Source organism: Burkholderia sp. Ax-1720, assembly GCF_011753035.1.
In the GTDB taxonomy this organism is placed as follows: domain Bacteria; phylum Pseudomonadota; class Gammaproteobacteria; order Burkholderiales; family Burkholderiaceae; genus Burkholderia; species Burkholderia gladioli.
This window is the reverse complement of the sequence record NZ_VWWK01000101.1, coordinates 1-26,625: the sequence shown is the minus strand read 5'-3', so window position 1 is coordinate 26,625 and position 26,625 is coordinate 1. Positions and strand designations below refer to the sequence as shown.

At 66.8% G+C, this 26,625-nt stretch carries 22 protein-coding genes and 1 tRNA gene; 19 read left to right on the top strand and 4 right to left on the bottom strand.

All coding sequences use genetic code 11. The annotated features are described in order from the left end of the window. The 6 genes from F3J18_RS24280 to benD all read left to right on the top strand — a co-directional run. Positions 1–596, top strand: a 596-nt coding sequence (locus F3J18_RS24280) for a SelB C-terminal domain-containing protein (protein WP_205195554.1), incomplete at its 5' end; no start/stop codon positions are given. Positions 597–619: 23 nt separating this feature from the next. Next, a tRNA-Sec gene (locus tag F3J18_RS24275) sits at positions 620–715 on the top strand. Between the two features lie 928 nt (positions 716–1,643). Next, positions 1,644–3,002 carry a Rieske 2Fe-2S domain-containing protein gene (locus F3J18_RS24270; RefSeq protein ID WP_105853325.1) on the top strand — a complete coding sequence of 453 codons (1,359 nt, stop codon included), beginning with the start codon at positions 1,644–1,646 and terminating at the stop codon, positions 3,000–3,002. Then, positions 2,999–3,487: a benzoate 1,2-dioxygenase small subunit gene (gene benB, locus F3J18_RS24265; protein ID WP_025099605.1), complete on the top strand. Its 489-nt coding sequence runs from the start codon at positions 2,999–3,001 to the stop codon at positions 3,485–3,487. The genes F3J18_RS24270 and benB overlap by 4 nt, the downstream gene beginning before the upstream one ends. Positions 3,488–3,527: 40 nt before the next feature. Continuing rightward, entirely contained in the window at positions 3,528–4,550 is a 1,023-nt protein-coding gene (benC, locus tag F3J18_RS24260; RefSeq protein ID WP_166914648.1) for a benzoate 1,2-dioxygenase electron transfer component BenC, read from the top strand. Next, positions 4,547–5,323: a benzoate diol dehydrogenase BenD gene (gene benD, locus F3J18_RS24255; protein WP_166914646.1), complete on the top strand. Its 777-nt coding sequence runs from the start codon at positions 4,547–4,549 to the stop codon at positions 5,321–5,323. Before benC ends, benD begins: the two co-directional genes overlap by 4 nt. A gap of 91 nt (positions 5,324–5,414) precedes the next feature. On the opposite strand, the gene F3J18_RS24250 is transcribed toward benD, so the two are convergent. Next, positions 5,415–6,353: a LysR family transcriptional regulator gene (locus F3J18_RS24250; RefSeq protein WP_166914644.1), complete on the bottom strand. Its 939-nt coding sequence runs from the start codon at positions 6,351–6,353 to the stop codon at positions 5,415–5,417. A 305-nt stretch (positions 6,354–6,658) separates the two neighbouring features. Between F3J18_RS24250 and F3J18_RS24245 the strand changes: the two genes are divergently transcribed. Both F3J18_RS24245 and F3J18_RS24240 read left to right on the top strand, forming a co-directional pair. Beyond that, positions 6,659–7,792, top strand: coding sequence for a porin (locus F3J18_RS24245; RefSeq protein ID WP_166914642.1), 1,134 nt, complete (start codon positions 6,659–6,661; stop codon positions 7,790–7,792). Positions 7,793–8,403: 611 nt separating this feature from the next. Continuing rightward, positions 8,404–8,619 (top strand): TM2 domain-containing protein, encoded by a 216-nt coding sequence (locus F3J18_RS24240; protein ID WP_166914640.1) that lies wholly within the window; start codon positions 8,404–8,406, stop codon positions 8,617–8,619. Between the two features lie 54 nt (positions 8,620–8,673). On the opposite strand, the gene F3J18_RS24235 is transcribed toward F3J18_RS24240, so the two are convergent. Continuing rightward, positions 8,674–9,627, bottom strand: a complete 954-nt coding sequence (locus tag F3J18_RS24235; protein ID WP_166914638.1) for an AraC family transcriptional regulator — start codon at positions 9,625–9,627, stop codon at positions 8,674–8,676. 159 nt (positions 9,628–9,786) lie between these two features. Here F3J18_RS24235 and F3J18_RS24230 point away from each other — a divergent pair, with 159 nt between their 5' ends. After that, positions 9,787–10,719 carry an EamA family transporter gene (locus F3J18_RS24230; protein ID WP_166914636.1) on the top strand — a complete coding sequence of 311 codons (933 nt, stop codon included), beginning with the start codon at positions 9,787–9,789 and terminating at the stop codon, positions 10,717–10,719. A gap of 65 nt (positions 10,720–10,784) precedes the next feature. Further along, complete coding sequence (locus F3J18_RS24225; protein ID WP_166914634.1) at positions 10,785–12,422, top strand: thiamine pyrophosphate-dependent enzyme; 1,638 nt, start codon at positions 10,785–10,787, stop codon at positions 12,420–12,422. A gap of 135 nt (positions 12,423–12,557) precedes the next feature. Here F3J18_RS24225 and F3J18_RS24220 read toward each other — a convergent pair whose 3' ends face one another. Beyond that, a complete protein-coding gene (locus F3J18_RS24220; protein ID WP_025099596.1) occupies positions 12,558–13,757 on the bottom strand; it encodes a porin in 1,200 nt (399 codons plus the stop codon). A 519-nt stretch (positions 13,758–14,276) separates the two neighbouring features. Next, a complete protein-coding gene (locus F3J18_RS24215) occupies positions 14,277–14,975 on the bottom strand; it encodes a TetR/AcrR family transcriptional regulator (RefSeq protein WP_013690534.1) in 699 nt (232 codons plus the stop codon). Between the two features lie 355 nt (positions 14,976–15,330). Here F3J18_RS24215 and F3J18_RS24210 point away from each other — a divergent pair, with 355 nt between their 5' ends. From F3J18_RS24210 to deoA, 9 genes are all read left to right on the top strand, one after another. Continuing rightward, entirely contained in the window at positions 15,331–16,611 is a 1,281-nt protein-coding gene (locus F3J18_RS24210) for a Zn-dependent hydrolase (RefSeq protein WP_126241324.1), read from the top strand. Between the two features lie 149 nt (positions 16,612–16,760). After that, positions 16,761–18,098 (top strand): NAD(P)-dependent oxidoreductase, encoded by a 1,338-nt coding sequence (locus F3J18_RS24205; protein ID WP_025099593.1) that lies wholly within the window; start codon positions 16,761–16,763, stop codon positions 18,096–18,098. A 59-nt stretch (positions 18,099–18,157) separates the two neighbouring features. After that, positions 18,158–19,468 carry an NAD-dependent dihydropyrimidine dehydrogenase subunit PreA gene (preA, locus tag F3J18_RS24200; protein ID WP_098152658.1) on the top strand — a complete coding sequence of 437 codons (1,311 nt, stop codon included), beginning with the start codon at positions 18,158–18,160 and terminating at the stop codon, positions 19,466–19,468. 109 nt (positions 19,469–19,577) lie between these two features. After that, the gene (locus F3J18_RS24195; RefSeq protein WP_025099591.1) at positions 19,578–21,095 is read left to right on the top strand and encodes an NCS1 family nucleobase:cation symporter-1; all 1,518 of its coding nucleotides are present in this window, start codon (positions 19,578–19,580) and stop codon (positions 21,093–21,095) included. Positions 21,096–21,151: 56 nt separating this feature from the next. After that, the gene (gene hydA, locus F3J18_RS24190; RefSeq protein ID WP_025099590.1) at positions 21,152–22,609 is read left to right on the top strand and encodes a dihydropyrimidinase; all 1,458 of its coding nucleotides are present in this window, start codon (positions 21,152–21,154) and stop codon (positions 22,607–22,609) included. A 429-nt stretch (positions 22,610–23,038) separates the two neighbouring features. Then, positions 23,039–23,941: a nucleoside-specific channel-forming protein Tsx gene (locus tag F3J18_RS24185; protein ID WP_240154571.1), complete on the top strand. Its 903-nt coding sequence runs from the start codon at positions 23,039–23,041 to the stop codon at positions 23,939–23,941. Between the two features lie 156 nt (positions 23,942–24,097). Continuing rightward, positions 24,098–25,372, top strand: a complete 1,275-nt coding sequence (locus F3J18_RS24180; protein ID WP_025099588.1) for a NupC/NupG family nucleoside CNT transporter — start codon at positions 24,098–24,100, stop codon at positions 25,370–25,372. A 14-nt stretch (positions 25,373–25,386) separates the two neighbouring features. Beyond that, entirely contained in the window at positions 25,387–25,560 is a 174-nt protein-coding gene (locus F3J18_RS24175; protein ID WP_166914633.1) for a deoxyribose-phosphate aldolase, read from the top strand. A gap of 12 nt (positions 25,561–25,572) precedes the next feature. Beyond that, positions 25,573–26,625 (top strand): thymidine phosphorylase (deoA, locus tag F3J18_RS24170; protein ID WP_166914631.1); only part of this gene is annotated, 1,053 nt, incomplete at its 3' end.

Here is a 26,625-nt window from a genome sequence, read left to right as displayed (position 1 = left end):
TGGACGCGCTGGCGCAGTTCCACCAGCGTTCGCCGGACGAGCCGGGCCCCGAGCTGGGCCGCCTGCGGCGCATCGCCTTGCCGCTGGCCGACGAGGCCCTGTGGCGCGCGCTGATCGACGAGATGGCGGCCGCGGGCAGCGTGGTGCGCGACGGCCAGTGGGTGCGCCTGCCCGCGCACACGGCGAACCTCGATCCGGCCGACGAGGCGCAGGCTCGACGGCTGCTGCCGCTGATCGCGGCGGGGCGCTACGATCCGCCCTGGGTGCGCGACCTGGCGACGGCCACCGGCGGCCAGGAGGAGGCGGTGCGCACGCTGCTGCGCAAGCTCGCGCGACGCGGCGAGCTGCACCAGGTGGTGCGTGATCTTTTCTATCACCGCGAGGTGGTGGCCGAGCTGGCGCGGCTGATCGCCGAGGTGGCGGCCCGCCATGGCGGCTCGATCGACGCGGCGACCTTTCGCGACGCGAGCGGGCTGGGCCGCAAGCGCGCGATCCAGATCCTCGAATTCTTCGATCGCGTTGGGTATACTCGCTTCCATCGCGACCGCCATCTGTTGCGCATCGACGGGCCCGGGCAGGATCTGCAGCAGGGCTAGGCGCGGCGGCGTTTCTTCATCGCGGAAGGCATTCGCATCCGGTGGTGCGGCCGGGCTTCAAACCCGGTTGGGGACGTCAATCGTTCCCGGGTCGGTTCGACTCCGGCTGCCTTCCGCCATCTCGCAAGGCCCATTCATCGTCAAACGCTTGGCCATCGTCGGAGTTGCCGATAGGCTGCTTTGTCGGTGAAGTCTCATTCCGCCGAAGGTGTGGGCGGATTCAATCCGGACGCTTTTTCTCGGTCCTCGACGCTGGTGTCATTGTGATGGGGGGCGGCCCGCCCGGGCTGACTGCCAGCCGACGGCGCGTCGCCTCGATCGAAAGCCGTCGTCGCGCACAACGCGGACTTCGATGCGTCGCATCCCGCCAACAGCAAGGCGGCCGCGCATGCGAGCGCGAACCGCGGAATCACGGTTCGGATCCTGATGTATTCCCTGGCATTCATATCGGGCCTCGCTTTCTGTTGAACATGCGGGCGCCGAGTCCGTCCATCATGCGTTCACAATGGCAGGTGCTTTTCGCTTTGTACTCCGTATCAGTGCCACGCCAAGAAAGCTTTTGATCGATATGGGGCGATTTGGACAATCGGCCTTGTCCGAATTCCGCGTTTGCCGATCGGGAAGCCGGCGCGGCGCGGCGCGGGCGGGCGCCGAGCCATGCACGGCGCGATCGAGTGATCGGCCTGTCCGAAGCATCGGGGAAAACCCTCCAAGCCGGTGCCGGGCAGCCGTTTTTTTCGCTCGTCGCGAGCTTGGCGACGGCTTTTCCACAACACGCGCCCGTCCCATGCACCGGCCTTCGCCGGTGCCTTCCAGCAAGGCTTTCGCGGGCGATGAGTGATTATGAAAGGTATGGATGAAGGCGAAATTTCACGAAAATCGATCGTGTCTCATACCTCGTAAGTATAAAAACGGGCGCTCAAAAGTATTGGACGCTGGTTTGCGCCGAGCGCTATAAATCCGCTCCATGACGGATTGACGAAGCACCTCCGATCGCCCGTTTCAGGCATCGAGGCCGTCATTCCCCAATACACGTGGAGACACCCCATGACCGTCAAGACATTCGACACCAGCGAGCTGGATCAGCTGCTGTCCACCGCGGTGCAGGACGACCGCCAGGCCGGCGTGTTCCGCTGCCGCCGCGATATCTTCACTAACCCGGCCCTGTTCGAACTGGAGATGAAGCACATCTTCGAGGGCAACTGGGTGTACCTGGCGCACGAAAGCCAGGTGCCGGAGAACAACGACTACTACACCACCTGGATCGGCCGCCAGCCGATCGTGATCACGCGCGACAAGAGCGGCGAGCTGCATGCCGTGATCAATGCCTGCGCGCACAAGGGCGCGATGCTGTGCCGGCGCAAGCACGGCAACAAGGGCAGCTTCACCTGCCCGTTCCACGGCTGGACCTTCTCGAACACCGGCAAGCTGCTGAAGGTGAAGGACGAGAAGACCACCGAGTACCCCGTGCAATTCAACACCCAGGGTTCGCACGACTTGAAGCGCGTCGCGCGTTTCCAGAACTACCGCGGTTTCCTGTTCGGCAGCCTCGCTGCCGATGTCGCGCCGCTGGAGGACTACCTCGGCGAGGCGCGCGTGATCATCGACCAGATCGTCGACCAGGCGCCGAACGGCCTGGAGGTGCTGCGCGGCAATTCCTCCTACATCTACGAAGGCAACTGGAAGATGCAGATGGAGAACGGCTGCGACGGCTACCACGTCAGCACCGTGCACTGGAACTACGCCGCGACCATGGGCCGGCGCAAGGAGGACGGCACCAAGGCCGTCGATGCGAACGGCTGGAGCAAGTCGGTGGCCGGCGTGTATGGCTTCGAGCATGGCCACATCCTGCTCTGGACGCAGACCATGAATCCGGAAGTGCGCCCCGTCTACCAGCATCGCGAGGAGATCGAGGCGCGCGTGGGCGAGGCTCGCGCCGACTTCATCGTCAACCAGACGCGCAACCTGTGCGTCTACCCGAACGTGTTCCTGATGGACCAGTTCAGCACGCAGATCCGAGTGGTGCGCCCGCTCGACGTGGACCGCACCGAGGTCAGCATCTTCTGCTTCGCGCCGAAGGGCGAGAGCCAGGCCGATCGCACCACGCGCATCCGCCAGTACGAGGATTTCTTCAACGTCTCGGGCATGGGCACCGCGGACGACCTGGAGGAATTTCGCGCCTGCCAGTCGGGTTATGCCGGCATCACGGCGATGTGGAACGACCTGTCGCGCGGCGCGCCGCTGTGGGTCGACGGCCCCGACGAGAACGCGGCGCGCATGGGCCTGAAGCCGCGCATCTCGGGCGCGCGCAGCGAGGACGAAGGCCTGTTCGTGTGCCAGCACGAGTATTGGGTGGAGGTGATGCGCGAGGCGCTGGAGCAGGAACGCGGCGAGGTGCGGGCATGAGCTTCGACCATCACGCCATCTGCGCCGCGCTGTATCGCGAGGCACGCCTGCTCGACGATCGTCGATGGGACGAATGGCTCGCCTGCTATACCGACGACGTCACCTACTGGATGCCGGCCTGGGACGACGACGATCGGCCCACCGAGGACCCGCTGAGCCAGATCTCGCTGATGTACTACGCCGATCGCGGCGGCCTCGAGGATCGCGTGTTCCGCATCAAGACCGAGCGCAGCGGCGCGTCCACGCCCGAGCCGCGCACCAGCCATAACCTCGCCAATGTCGAGGTGCTGGCCGAGCGCGAGGACGAGGTGGACCTGCGCTGCAATTTCCTGACGCTGAGCCATCGTTATCGCGAGACCGATCAATTCTTCGGCACGCTGTTCGTCACGCTGCGCCGGGTCGGCGACGCGCTGCTGATCTCGTCGAAGAAGATCGTGCTGAAGAACGACTATATCCGGCAGGTGCTCGATGTCTATCACGTTTGATACGCGTCGCGCCGCCGACGAGGGAAGAGGAGGAGAGGCCATGTCCGACTACCGGATCGCATTGAATTTCGAGGACGGGGTGACCCGCTTCATCGAATGCAAGGCGGGAGAGAAGGTGCTCGACGCCGCCTTCCGCGCCAGGATCAACCTGCCGATGGACTGCTCCGACGGCGTGTGCGGTACCTGCAAGTGCCGCGCGGAAAGCGGCCGCTACGAACTCGGCGACGACTACATCGAGGAGGCGTTGAGCGAGGACGAAAAGGACCAGGGACTGGTGCTGACCTGCCAGATGGTGCCGCAAAGCGATTGCGTGATCGCGGTGCCGGCCTCGTCGCAAGTGTGCAAGACGGGGCAAGGCGGTTTCGCCGCGACCGTGAGCAAGGTGGAGCCGCACGAGGACGCGGCCATCGTGCTCGAACTCGAGGCCGATGCGTCGGCGCCCGTGTTCCTGCCGGGCCAGTACGTCAACATCGAGGTGCCCGGCAGCGGCCAGCATCGCGCTTATTCGTTCTCCTCGGCGCCCGGCGATACGCGGCTCGCGTTCCTGATCAAGAAGATCCCCGGCGGCGTGATGAGCCGCTGGCTGGAGGCGGCCCGGCCCGGCGACACGCTCCGGATGCACGGGCCGCTCGGCAGCTTCTACCTGCGCGAGTTGCGGCGGCCGCTGCTGTTCCTCGCGGGCGGCACCGGCCTCGCGCCTTTCCTGTCGATGCTGGAGGTGCTGGCGCGCAGCGCGCCGACGCAGCGGGTGCACCTGATCTACGGCGTCACGCGCGATCTCGACCTGGTCCAGGTCGAGGCGATCGAGGCCTACGCGGCACGGCTGCCGAACTTCAGCTTCGCGACCGTGGTGGCCGATGCGGCTTCGACGCATCCGCGCAAGGGTTGGGTGACGCAGCATATTCCCGCCGATGCGCTGAACGACGGCGAGGTCGACGTCTATCTGTGCGGGCCGCCGCCGATGGTCGACGCAGTGCGCCGGTATTTCGACGAGACGGGTGTGAAGCCGCGCAGCTTCCACTACGAGAAATTCACCCCCAATTCCAACGCGAAGGCGGCATGAGCATGGCACGGTTCTCCGGCAAGGTGATCGTCGTCACCGGGGCGGCGCAGGGGATCGGGCGAGGCGTGGCCTTGCGCGCGGCGGCCGAGGGCGCAAAGGTGCTGCTGGTCGATCGCGCCGAGTTCGTGGCCGAGGTGGCCGCTCAGGCGCCGCGCGATCAGGCGGCCGGCTTCGTCGCGGACCTGGAAACCCATGAAGGTGCCCACGCGGCGATGGCCTTCGCCGCGCAGGCCTTCGGCGGCATCGACATCCTGATCAACGGGGTGGGCGGCGCGATCCGCATGCGGCCGTTCGCCGAGTTCGAGCCGGCGCAGATCGACGGCGAGATCCGCCGCTCGCTGATGCCGACGCTGTACGCCTGTCACGCGGTGCTGCCGCATCTGCTCGCGCGCGGCGGCGGCACCATCGTCAATCTCTCGTCGAACGCCACGCGCGGCATTCGACGCGTGCCGTATTCGGCCGCCAAGGGCGGCGTCAACGCGCTGACCCAGTCGCTGGCGATGGAGTATGCCGAACACGGGATCCGCGTGGTCGCCACCGCGCCGGGCGGCACCGACGCGCCGCCGAGACGGGTGCCTCGCAATGCCGCCGGCGACACCGAGCAGGAGCGGGCCTGGATGGGCGAGGCGGTCCGGCAGGTGACCGATTCCACCTTCTTCAAACGCTACGGCAGCCTCGACGAGCAGATCGCGCCGATCCTGTTCCTCGCCTCCGACGAGGCCAGCTACATCACCGGCACGGTACTGCCGGTGGCGGGCGGCGATACGGGTTGAACGGCGGGGGCTGAGCGTCGGGGATTGAGCGACGGTTCTGAGCGGCAGTGCACGCGGCGTCGAAAGACCGCCGCGCGTTCGTCGTTGCCGTTCAGCCTCGCGAGCCTGGTTCGCCGCGTTCCGTCGGCGGCAGGTAATCCATGCCTTCCTCGTCGTACAGCTCGTAGATCAGGCGCAGCATGCGCTCGAGATCCTCGGATTCCTCCAGCATGCGCATGCTCATGATGATCGGCGATACCAGCTTCGCGTCGTCCAGGTCCTTGTATTCGACGTCGTCGCGCTTCAGGCCATAGACGCTGCGCGGCACGATCGACACGCCTTCGCCGGCCGCCACCAGGCCGAGCGCGACCTGCAGCTCGCGCGTCTCCAGCACGCGGGTGGGCTTGAGCGCGCGATCGTGGAAGGCGGTCAGCACCTGGTCCGCGTAACTCGGGCGCGGCGCCTTCGGGAAGATGATCAGGGTTTCGTTGAGCAGGTCGTGCAGCGACAGCAGCGGCTTCGCCCCGCACAGCCGATGGCCCACCGGCAGCGCCGCGATCATGCGCTCCTCGCGCAGCACCACGCGGCGGATGCTCGGGTCGTTGAGGCGGATACGGCCGAAGCCGACATCGATCGCGCCTTCCTTCAGGGCCTTGACCTGGTCCATCGTCGACATCTCGTGCAGGCTCAGCTCGACCTCCGCATAACGCTGGCGATAGCGGCGTATCACCTTCGGCAGCATGCCGTAGAGCGTCGAGCCGACGAAGCCGACCGACAGGCTTCGTTCGATCTTGCCGACGCGGCGCGTCATCGATTCGAGCTCGACCGTCTGCGCGAGAAGCTGCACCGCGTGCTGATAGAGGAAGCCGCCCGTTTCCGTGAGCTTGAGCGGGCGCGAATTGCGCTCGAACAACTGCACGCCGAGGATCTGTTCCAGTTGCTGGATCTGCCGGCTCAGCGGCGGCTGCGCGATATGCAGGCGTTGCGCCGCGCGCGTGAAGCTCCGTTCCTCGGCGACCGCAATGAAATAGCGGAGATGGCGTAGCTCCATGTTTCCTTGCCGTCGAAGAGTGAGTTGGGCGAAGCCTGGGCCGCTTGCCTTGCCTGGCGGCAGGCGAGCCCGATGTGGGGTGATCCGCATTCTACTGTAGCCGTGGCTTGCAGGCGGCGCTTTTCTGGCGGCACGGCGTTTCATGCGCCCCGCGAGGACCTATATACCCGAGAGATATCAACCGATACCCAATCGGTGTTGGACCCTCGGATATGGCCTCGCTAGTATCGACGCCATCCGATTGAGAACGATTCCTTAGTCATACAAAGAAAATCGGAACATCCCTATAAAAGTTTGGAGACAGTATGAGATTTCGGTATCTCGTGGGCGGCGCCTTGCTCGGCTTCGCGACCAGCGGTTTCGCGCAGGGCAGCGTGACCTTGTACGGCATCCTCGATACGGGCGTCGAATATGTATCGCATGCCAATTCGGCCGGCAAGGGCGTGGTCCGAATGCCGGCGATCACCGGCGAGCTGCCCTCGCGCTGGGGGCTGCGAGGCTCGGAGGATCTCGGCGGCGGCTACAAGGCGGTGTTCGGGCTCGAGAGCGGCATCAACGTCGGCAACGGCACGCTCGGGCAGGGCGGCCGCCTGTTCGGCCGCCAGAGCTGGGTGGGCATCGACAGTCCCTACGGCACGCTGTCCTTCGGCCGCCAGTACACCATGACCTATCTCGCGGTGCTCGACGCGGACCTGCTCGGCCCGAACATCTATGGGCTGCCCTCGCTCGATGCCTACATCCCGAACGGCCGCGCCGACAATTCGGTGGCCTGGCGCGGCAAGTTCGGCGGGCTGACGCTCGGCGCGATGTATTCGTTCGGAAGGGATTCGGCCGGCACCGGCAACTCGCCGGGCCAGGGTACCTGCGCGGGGCAGGTGCCCGGCGATGCGACCCAATGCCGGCTCTGGTCGGCCATGCTCAAGTACGATGCGAACGGCTTCGGCGCGGCTGCGTCCTACGAGGAGCAGCGCGGCGGCACCAACGCGGCCGCCAGTTTCTTCGACGGCGTCAAGCCGGTATCGCTGGGCGCCAACGGGGACCGGGACGATCGCGCCCAGCTCAATGGTTATCTGAGCGTCTACGGCATCAAGATCGGCGGCGGCTGGATCGGCCGCTGGGTCGACACCGGCGCGTCGAGCGGCCCGAACCTGCACTCCAACCTGTTCTATCTCACCGCCAACTACTACGTCACGCCCGCCTTCCTGGTGGATGGCGGCGTCTATCGCGTCGACGTCTCGGGCCAGGATGCGCGCGCGACGCTGAGCGTGCTGCGCGGCACCTACTTCCTGTCGAAGCAGACCGCCGTCTATCTCCAGGGTGCCTACCTCGCCAATAGCGCGCACGCGGCCTTCAGCGTCAGTGCCGGTGGCGGCGGCACCACGCCGTCGCCGGGGCAAGGCCAGCTCGGTGTGATGGCGGGCGTGCGGCATATGTTCTGAACTGGCGAAGCGGTTGACGAGACAGGCAGAAGGTGGCGCTGGAGGCGGCCTGTCATCGAATGAGCCAGTGCCCGGAAAACGGGGGGGCGCGACTAGCATATGGCGTCACGATCGGTCTGGCACCGCGGAGGCCAGGCGCAGGCGAAAGAGGCGGCGTAGGGATTAAGATCAGCGTCGTGCCGCTGGAAACCGGCTGGGGCGAATATTCCTGTTCGCCCGGCTTGCAATGCCGCGTTGCGATGAGGTTTGCGCACCGCGCGCCCTGGCAGGTCCGTGGCGGGCTCGCCTTCGAGTGAGGGAGGGCACGACGAATACGCCGCGGGTTTCCTCGGAAGAATGTCTCGCACTTCTCGCCCAGGTTCGCCGACCCTCCGCTTCAAGAAACCCGGAATAAAAATCTTCGCATCCGCGTTTACGTTGATGCACGCACATTGCCAAACCATTCCGTCCTCGACCCATTTCGGGTTGGCGTGGTCTGGCGCATCATGGACAAAATTACATAGTTTTCCTTAGTTCATGTTTGTCGGTGGCCATGAGGCAGTGTTGATGAGTGGGGCGATCGGTCTGTTCGATCCTCTCCATTCTTCCCACTCGATATTGGGTACTGTTTCATGAACTCCGAAAAAAAACTTCTGACGCTGGTTCTTCTCTGCTTCTTTCTCGGTCCATTCGGCGTACACCGCTTTTATCTCGGCAGGAACAAAACCGGCATCCTCATGCTCCTGACGTATGGCGGATTGGGCGTCTGGTCGGTGATCGACCTGGCGATGCTGATGCTGGGGAAGTTCAAGGACAAGCAAGGCAAGCCGATTTCCCGGTGGAACTGATTCGCCCTGGTGGCCTGCTGGTGTTGCGGCGCGGGTACCGCATCGTCTTCCTGCTCAGGCGCCGAGCATTGCCTTGCGGAACACCGTGGGCGCCACGCCGTGAGCCTTGCGAAAGCGCTGGTTGAAGTGGTTGACGTTGGCGTAGCCGCAACGTGCGGCCACCAGCGTGAGCGGCAGCGCATCGATGCGCAGCAAGGCACGGGCCCGTGCGAGTCGTTGTTCCGCGACCCAGGCATGGGGCGGCAAGCCGAACGAGACATGGAACATCCGTGCGAAGTGATACTCGGACAGCGTGGCGAGCGCGGCCAGTTCACCGAGCGTGATCGGCTGATCGAGCATGGCGTCGATGTAGTCGCGCACGCGGCGGCGCACCGTCGGCGACAACCCACCGATGCGAGCCAGACCGGTACGCACCTGGCTCTGTCCGCGCAACAGCCGGCTCAGCACGGCGTGCACCGTTTGATTGGCACGCAACCGCCCGTCCACGTCATCCCAGGATTCGAGCAGCAGATCGCGGCAGAGTACGACCACGCGCGGGTCCTCGAAATAGGTGCGATCGGCCAGGATCAGCTCCCGGGGTTCCCGATCGAGTTCGCTCACGGCGCGTTGGGTGAAATGCTCGGGTAGGAAGTAGAGATGCATGAAGCGCATGTTTCCACGCACCAGCCAGCGCGATTCGTGATCGCCGGGCAGGGTGCACAGGCGGCTGGGGCCGCCATAGCCGGGCACCTTGTGGCGCTCGGTGCGCTCGCCTCCCGTGAAGTAGCACGACAGCGTGTGATGGCCGGGCCGTTCGTAAACGGTCTCGGCCACGTCCACTTCATGTACCCATTCCGCGATCGCCAGGTGATCGCCAAGCCAGGCGAAGCGCTGCAGTTGCGCGTCGGTGCCGGCGAGCGTGCGGCATACCGATTGCAGGCCGAACGGCAGGTCCGTCCCGCCGGCCAGTTCGGCGGAGGAACGGGGAGGCGTTGCCAGGATCGGGGCAAGGGCAGGGGCGGATTTCATATCGCGCAGTATAGGCGCGCGAGCGGGCGCGTGTGCGAGACGAGCGTGCCCGCCGCGTAAAGACCGCAATTTCAGACAGATGGGCCGCCGTGTCGGCAATCACAGTGGGGGCGCGGGAAGGATCGATACCCGCCATTCCAACCCTTACCGACCTTGGCTATGAATCTCCTGCTCTATGGGCTGACCGTGCTGATCTGGGGCACCACCTGGATCGCGATCAAATGGCAACTCGACATCGCGCCGCCGCCGGTCTCGGTCGCCTGGCGCTTCTGGATTGCCGCCGCCGTGCTGTTTGCACTGCTGCGCATCATGCGCCGGCCGATCGCGCCGCCTCGCGACGCCTGGCGTTTTATCGCCGCGCAGGGCATCGCCATGTTCTGTCTGAACTTTCTTTGCTACTACTACGCGGAACAGGTGGTGCCGAGCGGACTGATTGCGGTGGTGTTCTCGATCGCGCCGCTGTTGAACGCCGTCAACGGACGAATTTTCCTCGGCCGGCCGCTGCAGGCCAGCGCGATCGTCGGCGCCTTGCTGGGACTGTCGGGTATCGCCTGCCTGTTCTACCAGCAGATGGCCGGCCATCTCGACGACGCGGCCACCTGGCGCGGCCTGGCGATCGCCCTGGCAGGCACGCTGTGCTTCTCCACGGGCAACCTGCTGTCGAGCCGGATGCAGACGATGGGCTTGCATCCGCTCGCCACCAATGGCTGGGCGATGCTGATCGGCGCATCGGTGCTGACCATCGGCGCGGCCGTGGCGGGATACCCGCTCGTGTTCGAGCCCACGCCGCGCTATCTCGGCGCGCTTTTTTACCTGGCCGTGCCGGGTTCCGTGATCGCCTGCACGTCCTATCTCGTACTGGTGGGCCGGATCGGGCCCGAGCGCGCGGCCTACTGCACGGTGCTGTTCCCGTTCGTTGCGCTGGGAGCCTCGACGATCTTCGAGGGCTATCGCTGGTCGCCGCTCTCGGTGCTCGGGCTGGCGCTCGTGGCGGGCGGCAACCTGGTGGCCTTCGATCTCGCACGGCGGCTGTTCGCGCGGCGCCGGGACGTGCCGGCGACGGCACGCCGGACGGGGGCATCGTCCCCATGAGTTGCACCGACGGCCGAAACCACGGCACGAATTTCTTCATTCCTTGCTTACCTTCGAGGCATCAAATGAGCCCAGGCAGTACGAACACTTCATCTCACGCCCTGCTGTCCACCTTCGTCCGGAACGGTATCGATCGCGTGTTCCTGGTCCCTGGAGAAAGCTACCTCGGGATTCTCGACGCCTTGGGAGACTTTCCGGAGCTCGATGTCGTGACCTGTCGGCACGAGGGCGGAGCGGCCTTCATGGCATGCGCCGACGCACGCCTGACCGGGCGCCCTGGCGTCGTCATGGTGAGCCGGGGCCCGGGCGCGACGAATGCCGCGATCGGCGTTCACACCGCGCAGCAGGACGCCGTGCCCCTCGTCCTGGTGGTCGGACAGGTTCCGAAAGCCGACCTGCGCAAGGAAGGGTTTCAGGAAATCGACTACCAGAAGATGTTCGGCTCGATGGCGAAATGGGTTGTCGAGGTCACGGACCCGAATCAACTCGAAGCGGCCGCGTTCAAGGCGATTCGTATCGCAGCCAGCGGCACGCCGGGCCCGGTCGTGCTCGTGGTCCCGGAGGACGTGCAGCAACAGCCGGTCGAGCTGCATGGCTGGCAGGCGGTGAGCCATGCACGAACCGTCCCGGAGGCGGCAAGCGTCGAGCGGATCCGGACCCTGCTCGCCGGCGCCGAGCGGCCGCTCATCATCGCGGGCGGCGCGATGGCCTCGGATGCCGGGCGCGAGGCGCTGTCGGCCCTGGCGCACGCCTACGACATCCCCGTGGCGGTGTCGTTCCGCCACCACGACATCTTTCCGAACCGGGATTCGCTCTACGTCGGCGATCTGGGCCTGGTCAATCCCGCCGATCAGATCGAGGCATTCCAGGGCAGCGACCTGATCTTCGCCCTGGGTACGCGGCTCGGCGACATCACGAGTCAGGGTTACACGTTTCCCTGCCATCCCGCTCCCCGGCAAACCCTGATTCACTGCTGGCCCGACGATCACATCGTGGGCTTGAACACGCAACCGGATCTTGGCGTGGTGTGCGATCCCGTGGCGCTGGCCGAGGCCTTGATCCGTGAGCCGGGCAGCCATGCCGATCGCCGTGCATGGGCGGGAAAGCTGCGCTCGATCTTCGAGCGATACGCCGCCTGGCCGGAACACGAGGTCAGCGACGGCGTGCCATTCTCCGAGGTGGTGCGCTCCCTGGCGGCGCAGGCACCGGCCGATATCGCGATCTGTCTCGACACCGGCATGTTCGCGGCACCTGTCTACCGGCACTTCCCGTTCACCGCGCCGCAGATCCTCATGGCGTCACAATGCGGAGCCATGGGATATGGAACGTCGGCCGCGATCGCCACGCAGTTGCGCAGACCAGGCAGGAAAACGGTCTGCCTCGTCGGGGACGGCGGATTCCTCATGACCGGGCCGGAGATGATTGCCGCCGTCGAGCGAAACCTGCCGATCCTGTTCATTCTGTCGAACAATCACTGCTACGGATCGATTCGCCTGCATCAGCACCGAAAATATCCTGGACGCCATGTCGGAACGAGCTTGTTCAATCCCGACTTCCTGGCGCTTGCACGGGGATTCGGTGCCGCCGCGGAGCGCGTGACAAGGATCGACGAGGTCGACGAGGCGATCGCGAGAGGGCTGGCATCGGAGGGCACGTATCTGATCGAGGTCGCGACCAGTCTGGACGCCATTCTTCGCCCCTGATCCGGTTCGGCGGCCGGACCTGCGCCTGGACAGACCGGTCTCGAATCGGGCGAAAAAAAACCGGTCTCGTGAGAGACCGGTCGAAAAGGCGTCCGGGGCGGATCGACCCCGGAGACGCTCGGATTGTCGTGATGCTCAGAACTTGTGCGTCATGCCGACGATGGCGGCCACCGCGTGCGGCGTCGCCGAGACCGTCGAGCCGCTGAAGTTCGCGACCGCCTTGGCACCCGTCGAGTCCGTGCCGGACGCGGCTTCGTAGAAGCCGATCGCGTACAGCGAGGTGCGCTTGGACAGCGAGTAGATGGTGCCGAGGTTGAACTGGTTGTAATGCGCGCTGCCCACGCCGTCCGCGCCGCTGTTGTGCGTGTAGATGTAGGCGCCCGCCAGCGTCAGCGCCGGCGTCAGCAGGTACTTCAGGTTCACTTCCCCGGAGTTGAAGGTGGCCGTGCCGCCGTTGTACTTGGTGCCGAAGCTGCCGACCGCGTTGACCGTGCCGAGGTTCTGGAACTGCGTGTTCGAGTACAGCACCGCGACGGTGGCCGGGCCGAAGGCGTACGAGCCGCCGGCCGTGATGATCTGCTGCGAGCCGGCCGAGGCGTAGCCGCCGAAGATGCGGCTCGGCATGTTGTTGTTCGCGCCGGTGGCCGACGAGGACGGCGAGGACGAGTTGCCCTGATCGCCGAAGGTCGCGTAGTACGGGTCCTTCGTGTACATGTAGCTCGCGCCGAGCTTGACCGGGCCGTTCGAGTAGGCGACGCCGGCGTCGAGCACCTCGTTCTGCGTGGCGTGGCCGGCCTGGCCGCCCAGGCTGTACAGCAGGCCGACCGTGATGCCCTGGATGCTGGGGCTGGTGTACTTGATCGCGTTCTGCACGCGGTTCGAGGTATCGACGTTGTCGACGTCGGCCGCGCGCGTGCCGAAGCCCAGGCCCGATGCCGCCCAGTCCGCGCCCGATGCGAAGTTCGCGGTGGCGTCGTTGCTGGCCGAGTACTGGCGGCCGAGCGTGAGCGTGCCCCAGTGGCTGCTGGCCAGGCCGACGAAGGCCTTGCGGCCGAACTCGAGGCCGCCCTGGCTCAGTGAGCCGGTACCGATCGTGTAGCCGTTCTCGAGATCGAAGATGGCCCGCACGCCGCCGCCCAGGTCCTCGGAGCCGAGCAGGCCCCAGCGCGACGAGGTGGCGCTCGACAGGGCGTACTGCTTGGCACCCTTCACGTTGTTGTTGTACAGGAAGCCGGCGTCGGCGATGCCGTACAGCGTGACGCTGCTCTGTGCGTGTGCAACCCCTGCGAACGCGCCCATCGCCATGAGGGCGGCCGTGATCTTGTGAGCTTTCATCCGTTTTCTTTCAATTCTTGGAGGTGAGAAACAAGCCTCATCGAGCGCGCCGGAAAATCTGGATTTTCCTGTCGATCCCGCTGCCTCGTGTGGTTTGGCCTGGTGGGTTCTTCGTCGCTGCACTGATTCGCATAACGAATTGTTTACTGCGGCTGCCAGCAACTTCCGGTGCACGAGCGGCCGTTCATTCCCTGGACGAGAACCCGCGGCGACTCACCGATTGTTGCTGGAACCGGATTTTAGAATTGCAAAATTTCAACTGCGTGAAAACGTTTTTTACGAGCGATGACAGCGCGTTTCGTCATCTGAATGTCACTGGACAGGTCAGTCGGTAGCGATGTGTGATGGGGAGATGGCGAATGTCTTTCGTTATTATTTTTGTCCGCATTCGTTTTGCTTTCCGATCGGGCGTCCGATCATGAGTCGGCTCGGGATCGCATGGCCGCAGCCGGCGTTCGCGCACGCGCATCGTCGAGGCGGCCTCCAATGCCGTCTCGACGATGGGTGATACAGGAATCCTTACTTCCGCCCGGCGCGTTCCGGCGATACCGCGCCGCAGGCGCGCAGCACCAGTTGCACGACCTGCTCGGTCTTGGTCTCGAAGGCTTTTTTCGTAAGCGCGCGCTTGCCGCTGAGCGCCTGGATCTGCGCGTCGAAATCGGCGTAGTGCTGGGTGGTCGCCCAGATCAGGTAGAGCAGGGCATGCGCATCGACCGGCGCCAGCAGCCCGCGCGCGATCCAGTCGTCGATCGCCTTGGCGCGCGTATCGAACCAGGGCTTCACGCGTTGCGCGAGGATGTCCTGCATGTGCTCCGCGCCGCGGATGATCTCGTTGGCCCAGACCTTCGAGCCGAGCGGGCGCCGCCGCGACAGCTCCATCTTGGCGCGCACGTAGCCGCCGATCGCCTCCACCGGATCGTCGCCGCCCTCGAAGGCGCCGGCCGCCTGGTGCCAGTCGTCGAACAGGTCCTCGAGCACGCGGCGGTACAGCGCCAGCTTGGTCGGGAAGTAGTAATGCAGGTTGGCCTTCGGCACCCCGGCGCGTTCGGCGATCAGCGCGGTGCTGGCGCCGTCGAGCCCGCGTTCCGCGAACACCGCCTCCGCGCAGGCCAGCAATTGCGCTTCGTTCGACTCGCGAATGTGTGCCTTGCGCCGCCGCAAAGGGGCGGCCGTCTCCTCGTCTGCCGGCACGCCGGCTACTGCTTCGTCATGTTTCATCCAGGGCCTCGCGCGGCGCGGATGCCGCGTTGCGCGTCATTCTAGCTGCTCGGCAGGCGCCTGGCACGCCTGGCTCGTGGCGGCCTCGCGATCGCTGCTGCAGTGCAGTGGCACGCTTCTCGCTCTGTATCCGTCGAAAAGAAAGTAGTTGATTTGCCAATATTTTCGACTTAAAACCTGTCCGATCGGACAAGATTCGACGAGCGGCGAAAGCGATGCCCTCCCGCGTCGATCGCGATCCGAGCCATGACGAGAACATGCACCGTGCGCATGCGGCGATGCCCCTTGATGGACCGGGCATGCACCGGCGGCGACCGAAGCAGGCGGCGTGACAGATCCCCTGGGAGAGATACGAGTGAACGCAATATCGGAAGCAGTGAAGCGGGCAGGCCACGACCCGATGCTCCAGGTCGACGGCCGGCGCCTGTGGGAGAGCCTGATGACGATGGCGAAGATCGGCGCGACGCCCAAGGGCGGCGTCTGCCGCCTGGCGCTGACCGACCTCGACAAGCAGGGCCGCGACCTGATCGTCGAATGGGCGAGGGCGGCGGGTTGCAGCATCGGCGTCGACCGGATGGGCAACGTGTTCATGCGTCGCGAAGGGCGCCAGCGCGATGCGGCGCCGGTGGTGACCGGCTCGCATGCCGATTCGCAGCCCACCGGCGGGCGCTTCGACGGCATCTACGGCGTGCTGGGCGGCCTGGAGGTGATCCGGTCGCTCAACGACCACGGCATCGAGACCGAGCACCCGATCGAGGTGGTGATCTGGACCAACGAGGAGGGCTCGCGCTTCGCGCCGGCGATGGTTGCCTCGGGCGTGTTCGCCGGGGTGTTCTCGCTCGAATACGGGCTGTCGCGCAAGGACGTGGACGGCCGCACGATCGGCGAGGAACTGGAGCGGATCGGCTACGCGGGCGAGCTGCCTTGCGGCGGCCGGCCCTTGCATGCCGCCTTCGAGCTGCATATCGAGCAGGGGCCGATCCTGGAGGCCGAGCACAAGACCATCGGCATCGTCACCGATGCGCAGGGGCAGCGCTGGTACGAGATCACGCTGACCGGCCAGGAGGCGCATGCGGGGCCCACGCCGATGCCGCGCCGGCGCGACGCGCTGCTGGGCGCGGCGCGCGTGGTGGACCTGGTGAACCGGATCGGGCTCGATCACGCGCCCTTCGGCTGCGCCACGGTCGGCATGATGCAGGTGTACCCGAACTCGCGCAACGTGATTCCCGGCCGCGTGTTCTTCACCGTCGACTTCCGGCATCCCGACGATGCCGTGCTCGCCAAGATGGACGCCGCGTTGCGCGAGGGCGTGGCGCGCATCAGCGCGGGCATCGGGCTCGACACCGCGCTCGAGCAGATCTTCTACTACAAGCCGGTGGCCTTCGATGCCGCCTGCGTGCAGGCCGTGCGCGAGGCGGCCGAGCGCTTCGGCTACCCGCATCGCGAGATCGTCTCGGGCGCGGGCCACGACGCCTGCTACCTGGCGCAGGTGGCACCCACCTCGATGGTGTTCGTGCCCTGCGTCGACGGCATCAGCCACAACGAGATCGAGGACGCGACGCCCGAGTGGATCGAGGCCGGCGCGAACGTGCTGCTGCACGCCATGCTGTCGCGCGCCTGCGAGCCCGTCTCATGAAGCACCCGCCCTAAGTCGGCCGGCGGGCCCGCCATCGCCCGCTCGCCCGCTCGCCCCAAGCCTGAAACGTTCGAAAAACAACCGCCCCCGACTGCGCCCGCGCAGCCGGCAGGGACGGTGTCGTCCCCAAATCCATCGAAGGAACGCGTATGAGCACCCAGCCAGCCGGCGATATCGCCGCGCATCGCCTGTCGTCCACGCAACTGTCCTGCGAATTCTCCGATATCGCGCCGCTGCTCGATCCCACCGCGGCGGCCGCCGCCGCGAGCCGCTGCCATTACTGCTATGACGCGCCCTGTGTGCAGGCCTGTCCGACCGGGATCGACATCCCGAGCTTCATCCGCAAGATCGGCCACGGCAACCTGAAAGGCGCGGCCGTCGACATCCTGTCGGCCAACCCGCTCGGCGGGATGTGCGCAAGGGTTTGCCCGACCGAGATCCTCTGCGAAGGCGCTTGCGTGCGCAACCATCAGGACAGCCAGCCGGTCGCGATCGGCGCGCTGCAGCGGCACGCCACCGACTGGGCGATGGAGACCGGCGCGGTGACCTTCCGGCGCGCGCCCGATACGGGCCGCCAGGTGGCCGTGGTCGGCGCCGGGCCGGCCGGGCTGGCCTGCGCGCACCGGCTCGCGCTGGCCGGGCATCGCGTCACGCTGTTCGACGCGCGCCCGAAGGCCGGCGGCCTCAACGAATACGGCATCGCCGCCTACAAGACCGTCGACGATTTCGCCCAGCGCGAAGTCGAGTGGCTGCTGTCGGTGGGCGGCATCACCGTGCGCACGGGCCTGGCGCTCGGCCGCGAGCTGACGCTCGAGGCGCTGCGCGAGCAGCACGACGCGGTGTTCCTCGCGATCGGCCTGGGCGGCGTGCGCGCGCTCGGAATCGAGGGGGAGGCGCTGGCCGGCGTGATGGACGCGGTCGATTTCATCGAGGGGCTGCGGCAGGCCGAGGCGCTGGAGCAGGTGCCGGTGGGTCGGCGCGTGGTGGTGATCGGCGGCGGCAATACCGCCATCGACGCGGCCGTGCAGAGCCGCAAGCTCGGCGCCGAGCGCGTGACGATGGTCTATCGGCGCGGCGTGGAATCGATGAGCGCGACCTGGGCCGAACGCGAGTTCGCGCAGAAGAGCGGCGTGAGCCTGCTCACGCATGCCAGGCCGCTGCGCATCGCGGGCGAGGGCGGGCGGGTCAGCGGCGTCGAGTTCGAGACGGCCTCGGGCGAGCGCTGCCTGATCGAGGCGGACATGGTGCTGAAGGCGATCGGCCAGACGCTGCTGCCGGCCGGCGTGGAAGCCGGCTTGCTGACGGCGGACGGCACGCGCATCGCCGTCGACGCCGAGGGACGCACGGCGCTGCCCGATGTGTGGGCCGGCGGCGATTGCGCGGCCACCGAAGGCATCGACCTCACGGTGCAGGCGGTGGAGGACGGCAAGCGCGCGGCCGCCGCGATCGACGCGACGCTCGCGCGACGCGACGCCAAGGCCGCCTGAACCGCCGGCCACGCCCCAGCCACGCATACGACCAGAACCCCACCTTCACGGAGCCGAACATGGCCGATCTTCGCTGCAACATCGCCGGCATCACCTCGCCCAATCCCTTCTGGCTCGCCTCCGCGCCGCCCACCGACAAGGCCTACAACGTCAATCGCGCGTTCGAGGCCGGCTGGGGCGGCGTGGTCTGGAAGACGCTCGGGCTGGACCCGCACGTCGTCAACGTCAGCTCGCGCTACGGCGCCGTGCAATGGAACGGCCAGCGCATCGCCGGGCTCAACAACATCGAGCTGATCACCGATCGTCCGCTGGAGGTGAACCTGCGCGAGATCGCCCAGGTCAAGCGCGACTGGCCGGATCGCGCGCTGATCGTCTCGCTGATGGTGCCCTGCAACGAGCAGGACTGGAAATGGATCCTGCCGCGCATCGAGGATACCGGCGCCGACGCGGTCGAGCTGAACTTCGGCTGCCCGCACGGCATGAGCGAGCGCGGCATGGGCGCGGCGGTCGGCCAGGTGCCCGAATACGTCGAGATGGTCACGCGCTGGGTGAAGGAGGGCACCAGGCTGCCTTGCCTGGTGAAGCTCACCCCCAACATCAGCGACATCCGCATGGGCTCGCGCGCGGCCTGGAAGGGCGGCGCCGATGGCGTGTCGCTGATCAACACCATCAACTCGATCGTCGCCGTCGACCTGGACCAGATGGCGCCGATGCCGACCGTCGACGGCAAGGGCACCCACGGCGGCTACTGCGGCCCGGCCGTGAAGCCGATCGCGCTGAACATGGTGGCCGAGATCGCGCGCGATCCGCAAACGCCGAACCTGCCGATCTCGGGCATCGGCGGCATTTCCACCTGGCGCGACGCGGCCGAGTTCATCGTGCTCGGCGCCGGCAGCGTGCAGGTCTGCACGGCGGCGATGCATTACGGATTCCGGATCGTCTCGGACCTGGCCGACGGGCTGTCGAACTGGATGGACGAGAAGGGCTACGCCACGCTCGAGGATGTGCGCGGGCGCGCGGTGCCGAACGTGACCGACTGGAAGTACCTGAACCTCAAGTACGACATCAAGGCGCGCATCGACCAGGACCGCTGCATCCAGTGCGGGCTCTGCCATATCGCCTGCGAGGACACCTCGCACCAGGCGATCACGCGCGAGAAGGACGGGCAGCGTCACTTCGAGGTGATCGACGCCGAGTGCGTCGGGTGCAATTTATGCATGCATGTCTGTCCGGTCGAGCAATGCATCACGATGGAGCGCGTCGACGCCGGCGATTACGCGAACTGGACCACGCACCCGAACAATCCGGCGCGCGTGGATGCCGGCGCGGCGTCCACGGCACCCGCCGAGCCGCACGTGAAGGCAGCCTGACCGGCGTCCGGCACGCGAGGGCAGGCCTCTCGCGCGCCGCCAGCGAACGGTTCACGCCGCGGCCCGGGCCTTGCCGGGACGGCGCGAGCGATTCCGTGGAGTCGATTCGATGAAGCTCACAGCGCAGTCCGCCGGCCTGGCCGGCGAGGCAGGACCGGCCGTGGCCGGCGGCAGTCTCTACAACGAGGACCTGGCGCCGACCACGGCCGCGCAGCGCAGTTGGCGCTGGTATCACTTCGCGGCGCTATGGGTCGGGATGGTGATGAACATCGCCTCCTACATGCTGGCGGCGGGGCTGACCGAGCAGGGCATGTCGCCGTGGCAGGCGGTGCTGACGGTCCTGCTCGGCAACCTGATCGTGCTGGTGCCGATGCTGCTGATCGGCCATGCCGGCGCCAGGCACGGCATCCCCTACGCGGTGCTGGTGCGCAGTTCGTTCGGCACCCAGGGCGCCAAGCTGCCCGCGCTGCTGCGCGCCATCGTCGCCTGCGGCTGGTACGGAATACAGACCTGGCTCGGCGGCAGCGCGATCTACACGCTGCTCAACATCCTGACCGGCAATGCGCTGCATGGCGCGGCGCTGCCGCTGGTCGACATCTCGGTCGGGCAACTGGCCTGCTTCCTGGCGTTCTGGGCGCTGCAGCTCTATTTCATCCTGCACGGCACCGATTCGATCCGCTGGCTCGAGAGCTGGTCCGCGCCGGTCAAGGTGCTGATGTGCGCGGCCCTGGTCTGGTGGGCGACCTCGAAGGCGGGCGGGGTGGGCTCGATGCTGTCCACGCCTTCGCAGTTCGCGGCCGGCGGCGCCAAGGCCGGGCGCTTCTGGGCCACCTTCTGGCCGGGGCTGACCGCGATGGTCGGCTTCTGGGCCACGCTCGCGCTCAACATCCCCGATTTCACCCGCTTCGCGCGCAGCCAGCGCGACCAGGTGATCGGGCAGTCGATCGGCCTGCCGGTGCCGATGGCGCTGCTGTCGGTGGTCTCGGTGGTGGTGACCTCGGCCACCGTGGTGATCTACGGCAAGACCATCTGGGATCCTATCGACCTGGCGAGCCGCATGACCGGCATCGGCGTGGGCATCGCGCTGGTGATCCTCACGCTCGACACCATGTGCTGCAACCTCGCGGCCAACCTGGTGGGGCCCGCCTACGATTTCTCCAGCCTGTGGCCGAAGGGCATCTCGTATCGCGCGGGCGGCATGATCACCGCCACCATCGCGATCCTGATGATGCCGTGGAAGATCCTCGCCACCACCGATGGCTACATCTTCACCTGGCTGGTCGGTTATTCGGCCCTGCTGGGCCCGGTCGCGGGGATCCTGATGGTCGACTACTTCCTGATCCGCGGCACGCGGCTCGACGCGCGCGCGCTGTTCGACGCGGCGGGGCCGTTCAGCTACGTGCGGGGCTGGAACCCGGCGGCGCTGGTGGCGCTGGCCGCCGGCGTGCTGCCGAACCTGCCCGGTTTCCTGCACGTCGCGTTTCCGGCCGCGTTCCCGAACGTGCCGGCGTTCTTCAACACGCTTTATACCTATGCGTGGTTCGTCGGCCTGGTGCTGGCGTCCCTGGTCTATGGCAGCTGGATGAAGCTCGGCGCGAGCCGGCGCGCGCAGGTGGCGAGCGCCTGAGCGCGTCGCCCGATCCAGCTCGTTCCAGTTCATTCAGATAACGAGGAGGCATTGCGATGACAACCCTGATTCGTGGCGGTACCGTGGTCGATGCCGAGCGCAGCTACCGCGCCGACGTGCTGTGCGCCGACCCGCAGGATGGCGGCACGATCCTGCAGATCGCCGAGCGGATCGAGGCGCCGGCCGGCGCCGAGATCGTCGATGCGCACGGCCAGTATGTGATGCCCGGCGGCATCGATCCGCACACGCACATGGAGTTGCCCTTCATGGGCACCACCGCCAGCGACGATTTCTACAGCGGTACCGCGGCGGGCCTGTCGGGCGGCACCACCAGCATCATCGACTTCGTGATCCCGAGCCCGCGCCAGTCGCTGATGGAGGCCTTCCACACCTGGCGCGGCTGGGCGGAAAAGTCCGCCGCCGACTACGGCTTCCACGTGGCTGTGACCTGGTGGGACGAATCCGTGCATCGCGACATGGGTACCCTGGTGAACGAGCACGGCGTGTCCAGCTTCAAGCACTTCATGGCCTACAAGAACGCGATCATGGCCGACGACGAGATCCTGGTGAACAGCTTCGCGCGTTCGCTCGAACTCGGTGCGCTGCCGACCGTGCATGCCGAGAACGGCGAGCTGGTGTTCCAGTTGCAGCGCGCGCTGCTCGCGCGCGGCATCACCGGGCCCGAGGCGCATCCGCTGTCGCGTCCGCCCGAGGTGGAGGGCGAGGCGGCCAATCGCGCGATTCGCATCGCGCAGGTGCTGGGCGTGCCGGTCTACATCGTCCACGTCTCGGCCAAGGACGCGGTCGACGCGATCGCGCGTGCCCGCAACGAGGGCCTGCGCGTGTTCGGCGAAGTGCTGCCCGGTCATCTCGTGATCGACGAGGCGGTGTATCGCGATCCGGACTGGAATCGCGCGGCGGCCCACGTGATGAGCCCGCCGTTCCGTTCCGCCGAGCACCGCGACGCGTTGTGGCGCGCGCTGCAGGCCGGGCAGCTGCATACCACGGCGACCGATCACTGCGTGTTCTGCGCCTCGCAGAAGGCGATGGGCCGCGAGGACTTCACGCGCATCCCGAACGGTTGCGGCGGCGTGGAGGATCGCATGGCGGTGCTCTGGCATCACGGCGTCAACCAGGGGCGCCTCACGCCGAACGAATTCGTGCGCATCACCTCGACCAATGCCGCGCAGATCTTCAACCTGTATCCGCGCAAGGGTGCCGTGCAGGTGGGCGCCGATGCCGACCTGGTGGTCTGGGACCCGGCCGCGACCAAGACCATCTCGGTGAAGACGCATCACCAGCAGGTCGACTTCAACGTGTTCGAGGGCATGACGGTGCGGGGCCTGGCCACGCATACCTTCACGCGCGGCGCGCTGGCCTGGGCCGACGGCGAACTGCGTGCCGTGCGCGGCGCGGGCCGCTACCTGAAGCGTCCGCCGAATCCGGCCTACTACGAGGCCACGCGGATCGCGAACCGGCTGCGCGAGCCGCAGCCGGTCGAGCGCGAAGGCTGAGCGATCGAGGCTTTCGGCACGACGTTTCCGGCTTCCGCCGCCAGATTCTTGCGCTTTGGTTTACGCGCCGGCCCATTGGTTTATACTGCGCGCCGCCGGTTGGAGACACCGGCGTTCGATCTGTCCGATCGGTCAACATATGGCACGGATCCTGCATGAGTCTGCCCGCCCGGCAGGACCGGCAGCCGCAAGCCGGCAGGTGGGCGATCTCGAAGCAAGGACGCACCCGAAGCAGGCGGCGCGCGCGAATATAGGGCAGCGCGCCGGCCCGCGACCCGAGCCCGACATCGATCGGCCGGGAACCCGATACCAAGAACCTGAGAGAGCGGAGTCACCTGTATGCATGCAGGAATACAGAATAAGAAAAAGAAAACAAAAAAACGGCCGGCGGCAGCCTGGCTGGCCGTGTTGGCGGCAGGCGTGGCGGTGATGGCGGCCCTGGCGTCCACCTCGGCCATGGCCGAGCAGCCGGCCGGCGCGACGATGCTGGCCGAGAGCGATGTGGTGGCTCCCGCGGCGCCCGCGGCGACGGTGGCGCCGCCTTCGCCCTATCTGTCGGACTGGTTCCACCAGAGCATCGGGCTGATCGGTTCGAAGAACATCCGCTTCGGCCCGCACCGGACCAACGACCTCTATCTCGAGTACGAGTATTTCGGCCGCAAGGGGCCGTTCGATCTCTACGGCTACGTGGACGTGCCGCGCGTGCTCGGGGTCGGCAACGGCTACGACGGCGGCTTCACCAACAAGGGTTCGCCGGTGTTCAGCGAGCAGGAGCCGCGCGTCTCGATCGACCACCTGCTCGGCAAGTCGCTCGCCATCGGGCCGTTCAAGGAATGGTACGTGGCCTTCGACTGGATCTACGACCAGGGGCACAACACGCCCGGCCGGCAGAACACGCTGTATGCGGGCATCGGCACCGATATCGACACGCATACGCCGCTGATGCTCTCCGCGAATCTCTACCTGCATCGCCAGTGGGAGAACTACGGCGCCGCGAACCAGAACAGCTGGGACGGTTATCGCGCGCAGATGAAGTACATCCTGCCGCTGGGCACGTTCCATGGCGGCAACCTGCTCTACGTCGGCTTCTTCAACTACGACTTCGGCTCGAAGCTGCGCGAGGAAACCGGCGACAACACGCGTACCGATACCGCCTTCGTGTCGACCAACGTGCTGATCTACTCGTTCAAGCACTGGCGTTTCTGGACCGCGGCCCGCTATTTCCACCATGGCGGCCAGTGGGCCGGCACCGAGCTGAACTTCGGCGACGGCCCGTTCCAGAACTGCTCGAACGGCTGGGGCTATTACGCGAGCGTCGGCTACCAGTTCTGATGACGGCCCGCGTGCCTATCCGCACGAACCCGCTTGCGCCGCGACGGCAAGGGCGCATACTGCTCGGCGCGAGCCGGGCACGACATGAGCATCGAAACGATATCGAGGCGCCCGGGCAGGGCGCCATGACATGAAAGAGACGAGAGGAGAGCGAGGGTGGATATTCTGCGTAGTCTGTTGGGAATGGCTTGCCTGCTGGCGATTGCCTACCTGCTGTCGAACAATCGGCGCGGCGTGAGCCTGCGCACCCTGCTCGCGGCCCTGGCGACCCAGCTCGTGCTCGGCGCCCTGGTGCTGTTCGTGCCGACCGGCCGCGCCGCGCTGGCGATGGCCGCCAACGGCGTGAACCAGGTGCTGGAGATGGGCAATCACGGCATCGCCTTCGTGTTCGGCGGCCTGGTCGGCAACAAGATGTTCGAGCTGTTCGGCGACGGCGGTTTCGTGTTCGGGCTGCGCGTGCTGCCGATGATCATCTTCGTCACTTCCCTGATCGCGGTGCTGTACTACATCGGCGTGATGAAGTGGATCGTGCGCATCTTCGGCGCGCTGCTCTCGAAGCTGCTCGGCGTGAGCCGGATCGAGGGCTGCTCGGCGGTGGCCACCATCTTCCTCGGCCAGAGCGAGATGCCGGCCCTGGTCAAGCCCTTCGTGCGGCAGATGACGAGCGCCGAGATCTTCACCGTGATGGCCAGCGGCATGGCCTCGATCGCCGGCTCGGTGCTGGTCGGCTACGCCGGGCTCGGCGTGAAGATGGAATACCTGCTGGCGGCCTCGGTGATGGCGGTGCCCGGCGGCCTGCTGTTCGGCAAGCTGCTGTATCCGACCGACGAGCCCAGCCGGGTGGTGATCGAGGGCCTCGACTTCGACGAGAAGCGCGCCGCCAACGTGATCGAGGCGGCCGCCTCGGGCGCCTCGGTCGGCATGCGCATCGCCATGAACGTCGGCGCGATGCTGATCGCCTTCGTCGGCCTGATCGCGCTGATGAACGCGATCGTGAGCGGCATCGCCACCCTGGTCGGCTTTCCGCACCTCACCCTGCTCGGCATCCTGGGCGTGGTGTTCGCGCCGCTGGCCTGGCTGATCGGCGTGCCCTGGCACGACGCGGCGCTGGCCGGCAACTTCATCGGCGAGAAGCTGATCTTCAACGAGTTCGTCGCGTATGGCGATCTCTCGCCCTACCTGAAGGACAGCACCAAGGTGATGGCCGCCGGGCTGCAGGTGCTCGATCCGAAGACCATCGCGATCGTGTCCTTCGCGTTGTGCGGTTTCGCCAACTTCTCGTCGATCGCGATCCTCGCCGGCGGCTTCAGCGCGGTGGCGCCGGAGCGGCGCTCCGAGGTGGCCCGGCACGGGCTGCGCGCGCTGACCGCCGCGACGCTGTCGAACCTGATGAGCGCGGCGATCGCCGGCCTGTTCTTTTCCCTGCATTGACGAGCGAGATTCGCATGACGGTTCCCGTAGTCGACCATCGGACACGCAAGCAACCGGCGCAAGCCGCGGTGAAGGCGCTGCACCTGATCGAGCCGACCTCGTTGAACCACGACGACACGGACGATGGAGTCCGGGCGCCGGCCACGCTCGGCCACGGCCCCGGCAGCGCGCCGTCCCTCACTTATTGAAAGGAATCCGATATGTTTCTGCCCCAGGAATTCATCCGCAAGAAGCGCGATCGCCAGCCGCTGAGCCGCGAGGAGATCGCGGCCTTCGTCAGCGGCATCACCGACGGCAGCGTGACCGAGGGCCAGGTGGCCGCGTTCGCGATGGCGGTGTTCTTCAACGACCTGGCCGTCGACGAGCGCGTGGCCCTCACGCTCGCGCAGCGCGATTCCGGCCAGGTGCTCGAATGGCGCTCGCTGGCGCTCGACGGCCCGGTGATCGACAAGCATTCGACCGGCGGCGTGGGCGACGTGGTGTCCCTGATGCTCGGGCCGATGATCGCCGCCTGCGGCGGCTACGTGCCGATGATCTCGGGGCGCGGGCTCGGCCACACCGGCGGCACGCTCGACAAGCTGAGCGCGATCCCCGGCTACGACGTCACGCCCGATCCGGAGCTGCTGCGCCGCACGGTGCGCGAGGTCGGCGTGGCCATCATCGGCCAGACCGCCCAGCTGGCGCCGGCCGACAAGCGCATCTACGCGATCCGCGACGTGACGGCGACGGTGGAATCGGTCGCCATGATCACCGCCTCGATCCTCTCCAAGAAGCTGGCGGCCGGGCTCGACGGGCTGGTGATGGACGTCAAGGTCGGCTCGGGCGCCTTCATGCCGAGCTTCGAGAAATCGGTCGAGCTGGCGCAGAGCATCGTCGATGTCGGCAACGGCGCCGGCATGAAGACCACCGCCGTGCTGACCGACATGAACCAGTCGCTGGCGCCCTGCGCCGGCAACGCGATCGAGGTGCTCTGCGCGATCGACTACCTGAGCGGCAAGTCGCGTCCGGCGCGGCTGCACGAGGTCACCATGGCGCTCACCGCCGAGATGCTGGTGACGGGCGGCCTGGCCGCCGACGAGGCGCAGGCGCGGGCCGCCTTGCAGCGCGCGCTCGATTCCGGCGCGGCGGCCGAGCGTTTCGCAACCATGGTGGCCGCGCTCGGCGGCCCGAAGGACCTGGTCGAGGCGCCGGCGCGATACCTGGCTGCCGCCGCGGTGAAGGTGCCGGTTCCGGCGCCGGCCGGCGGCGTGGTG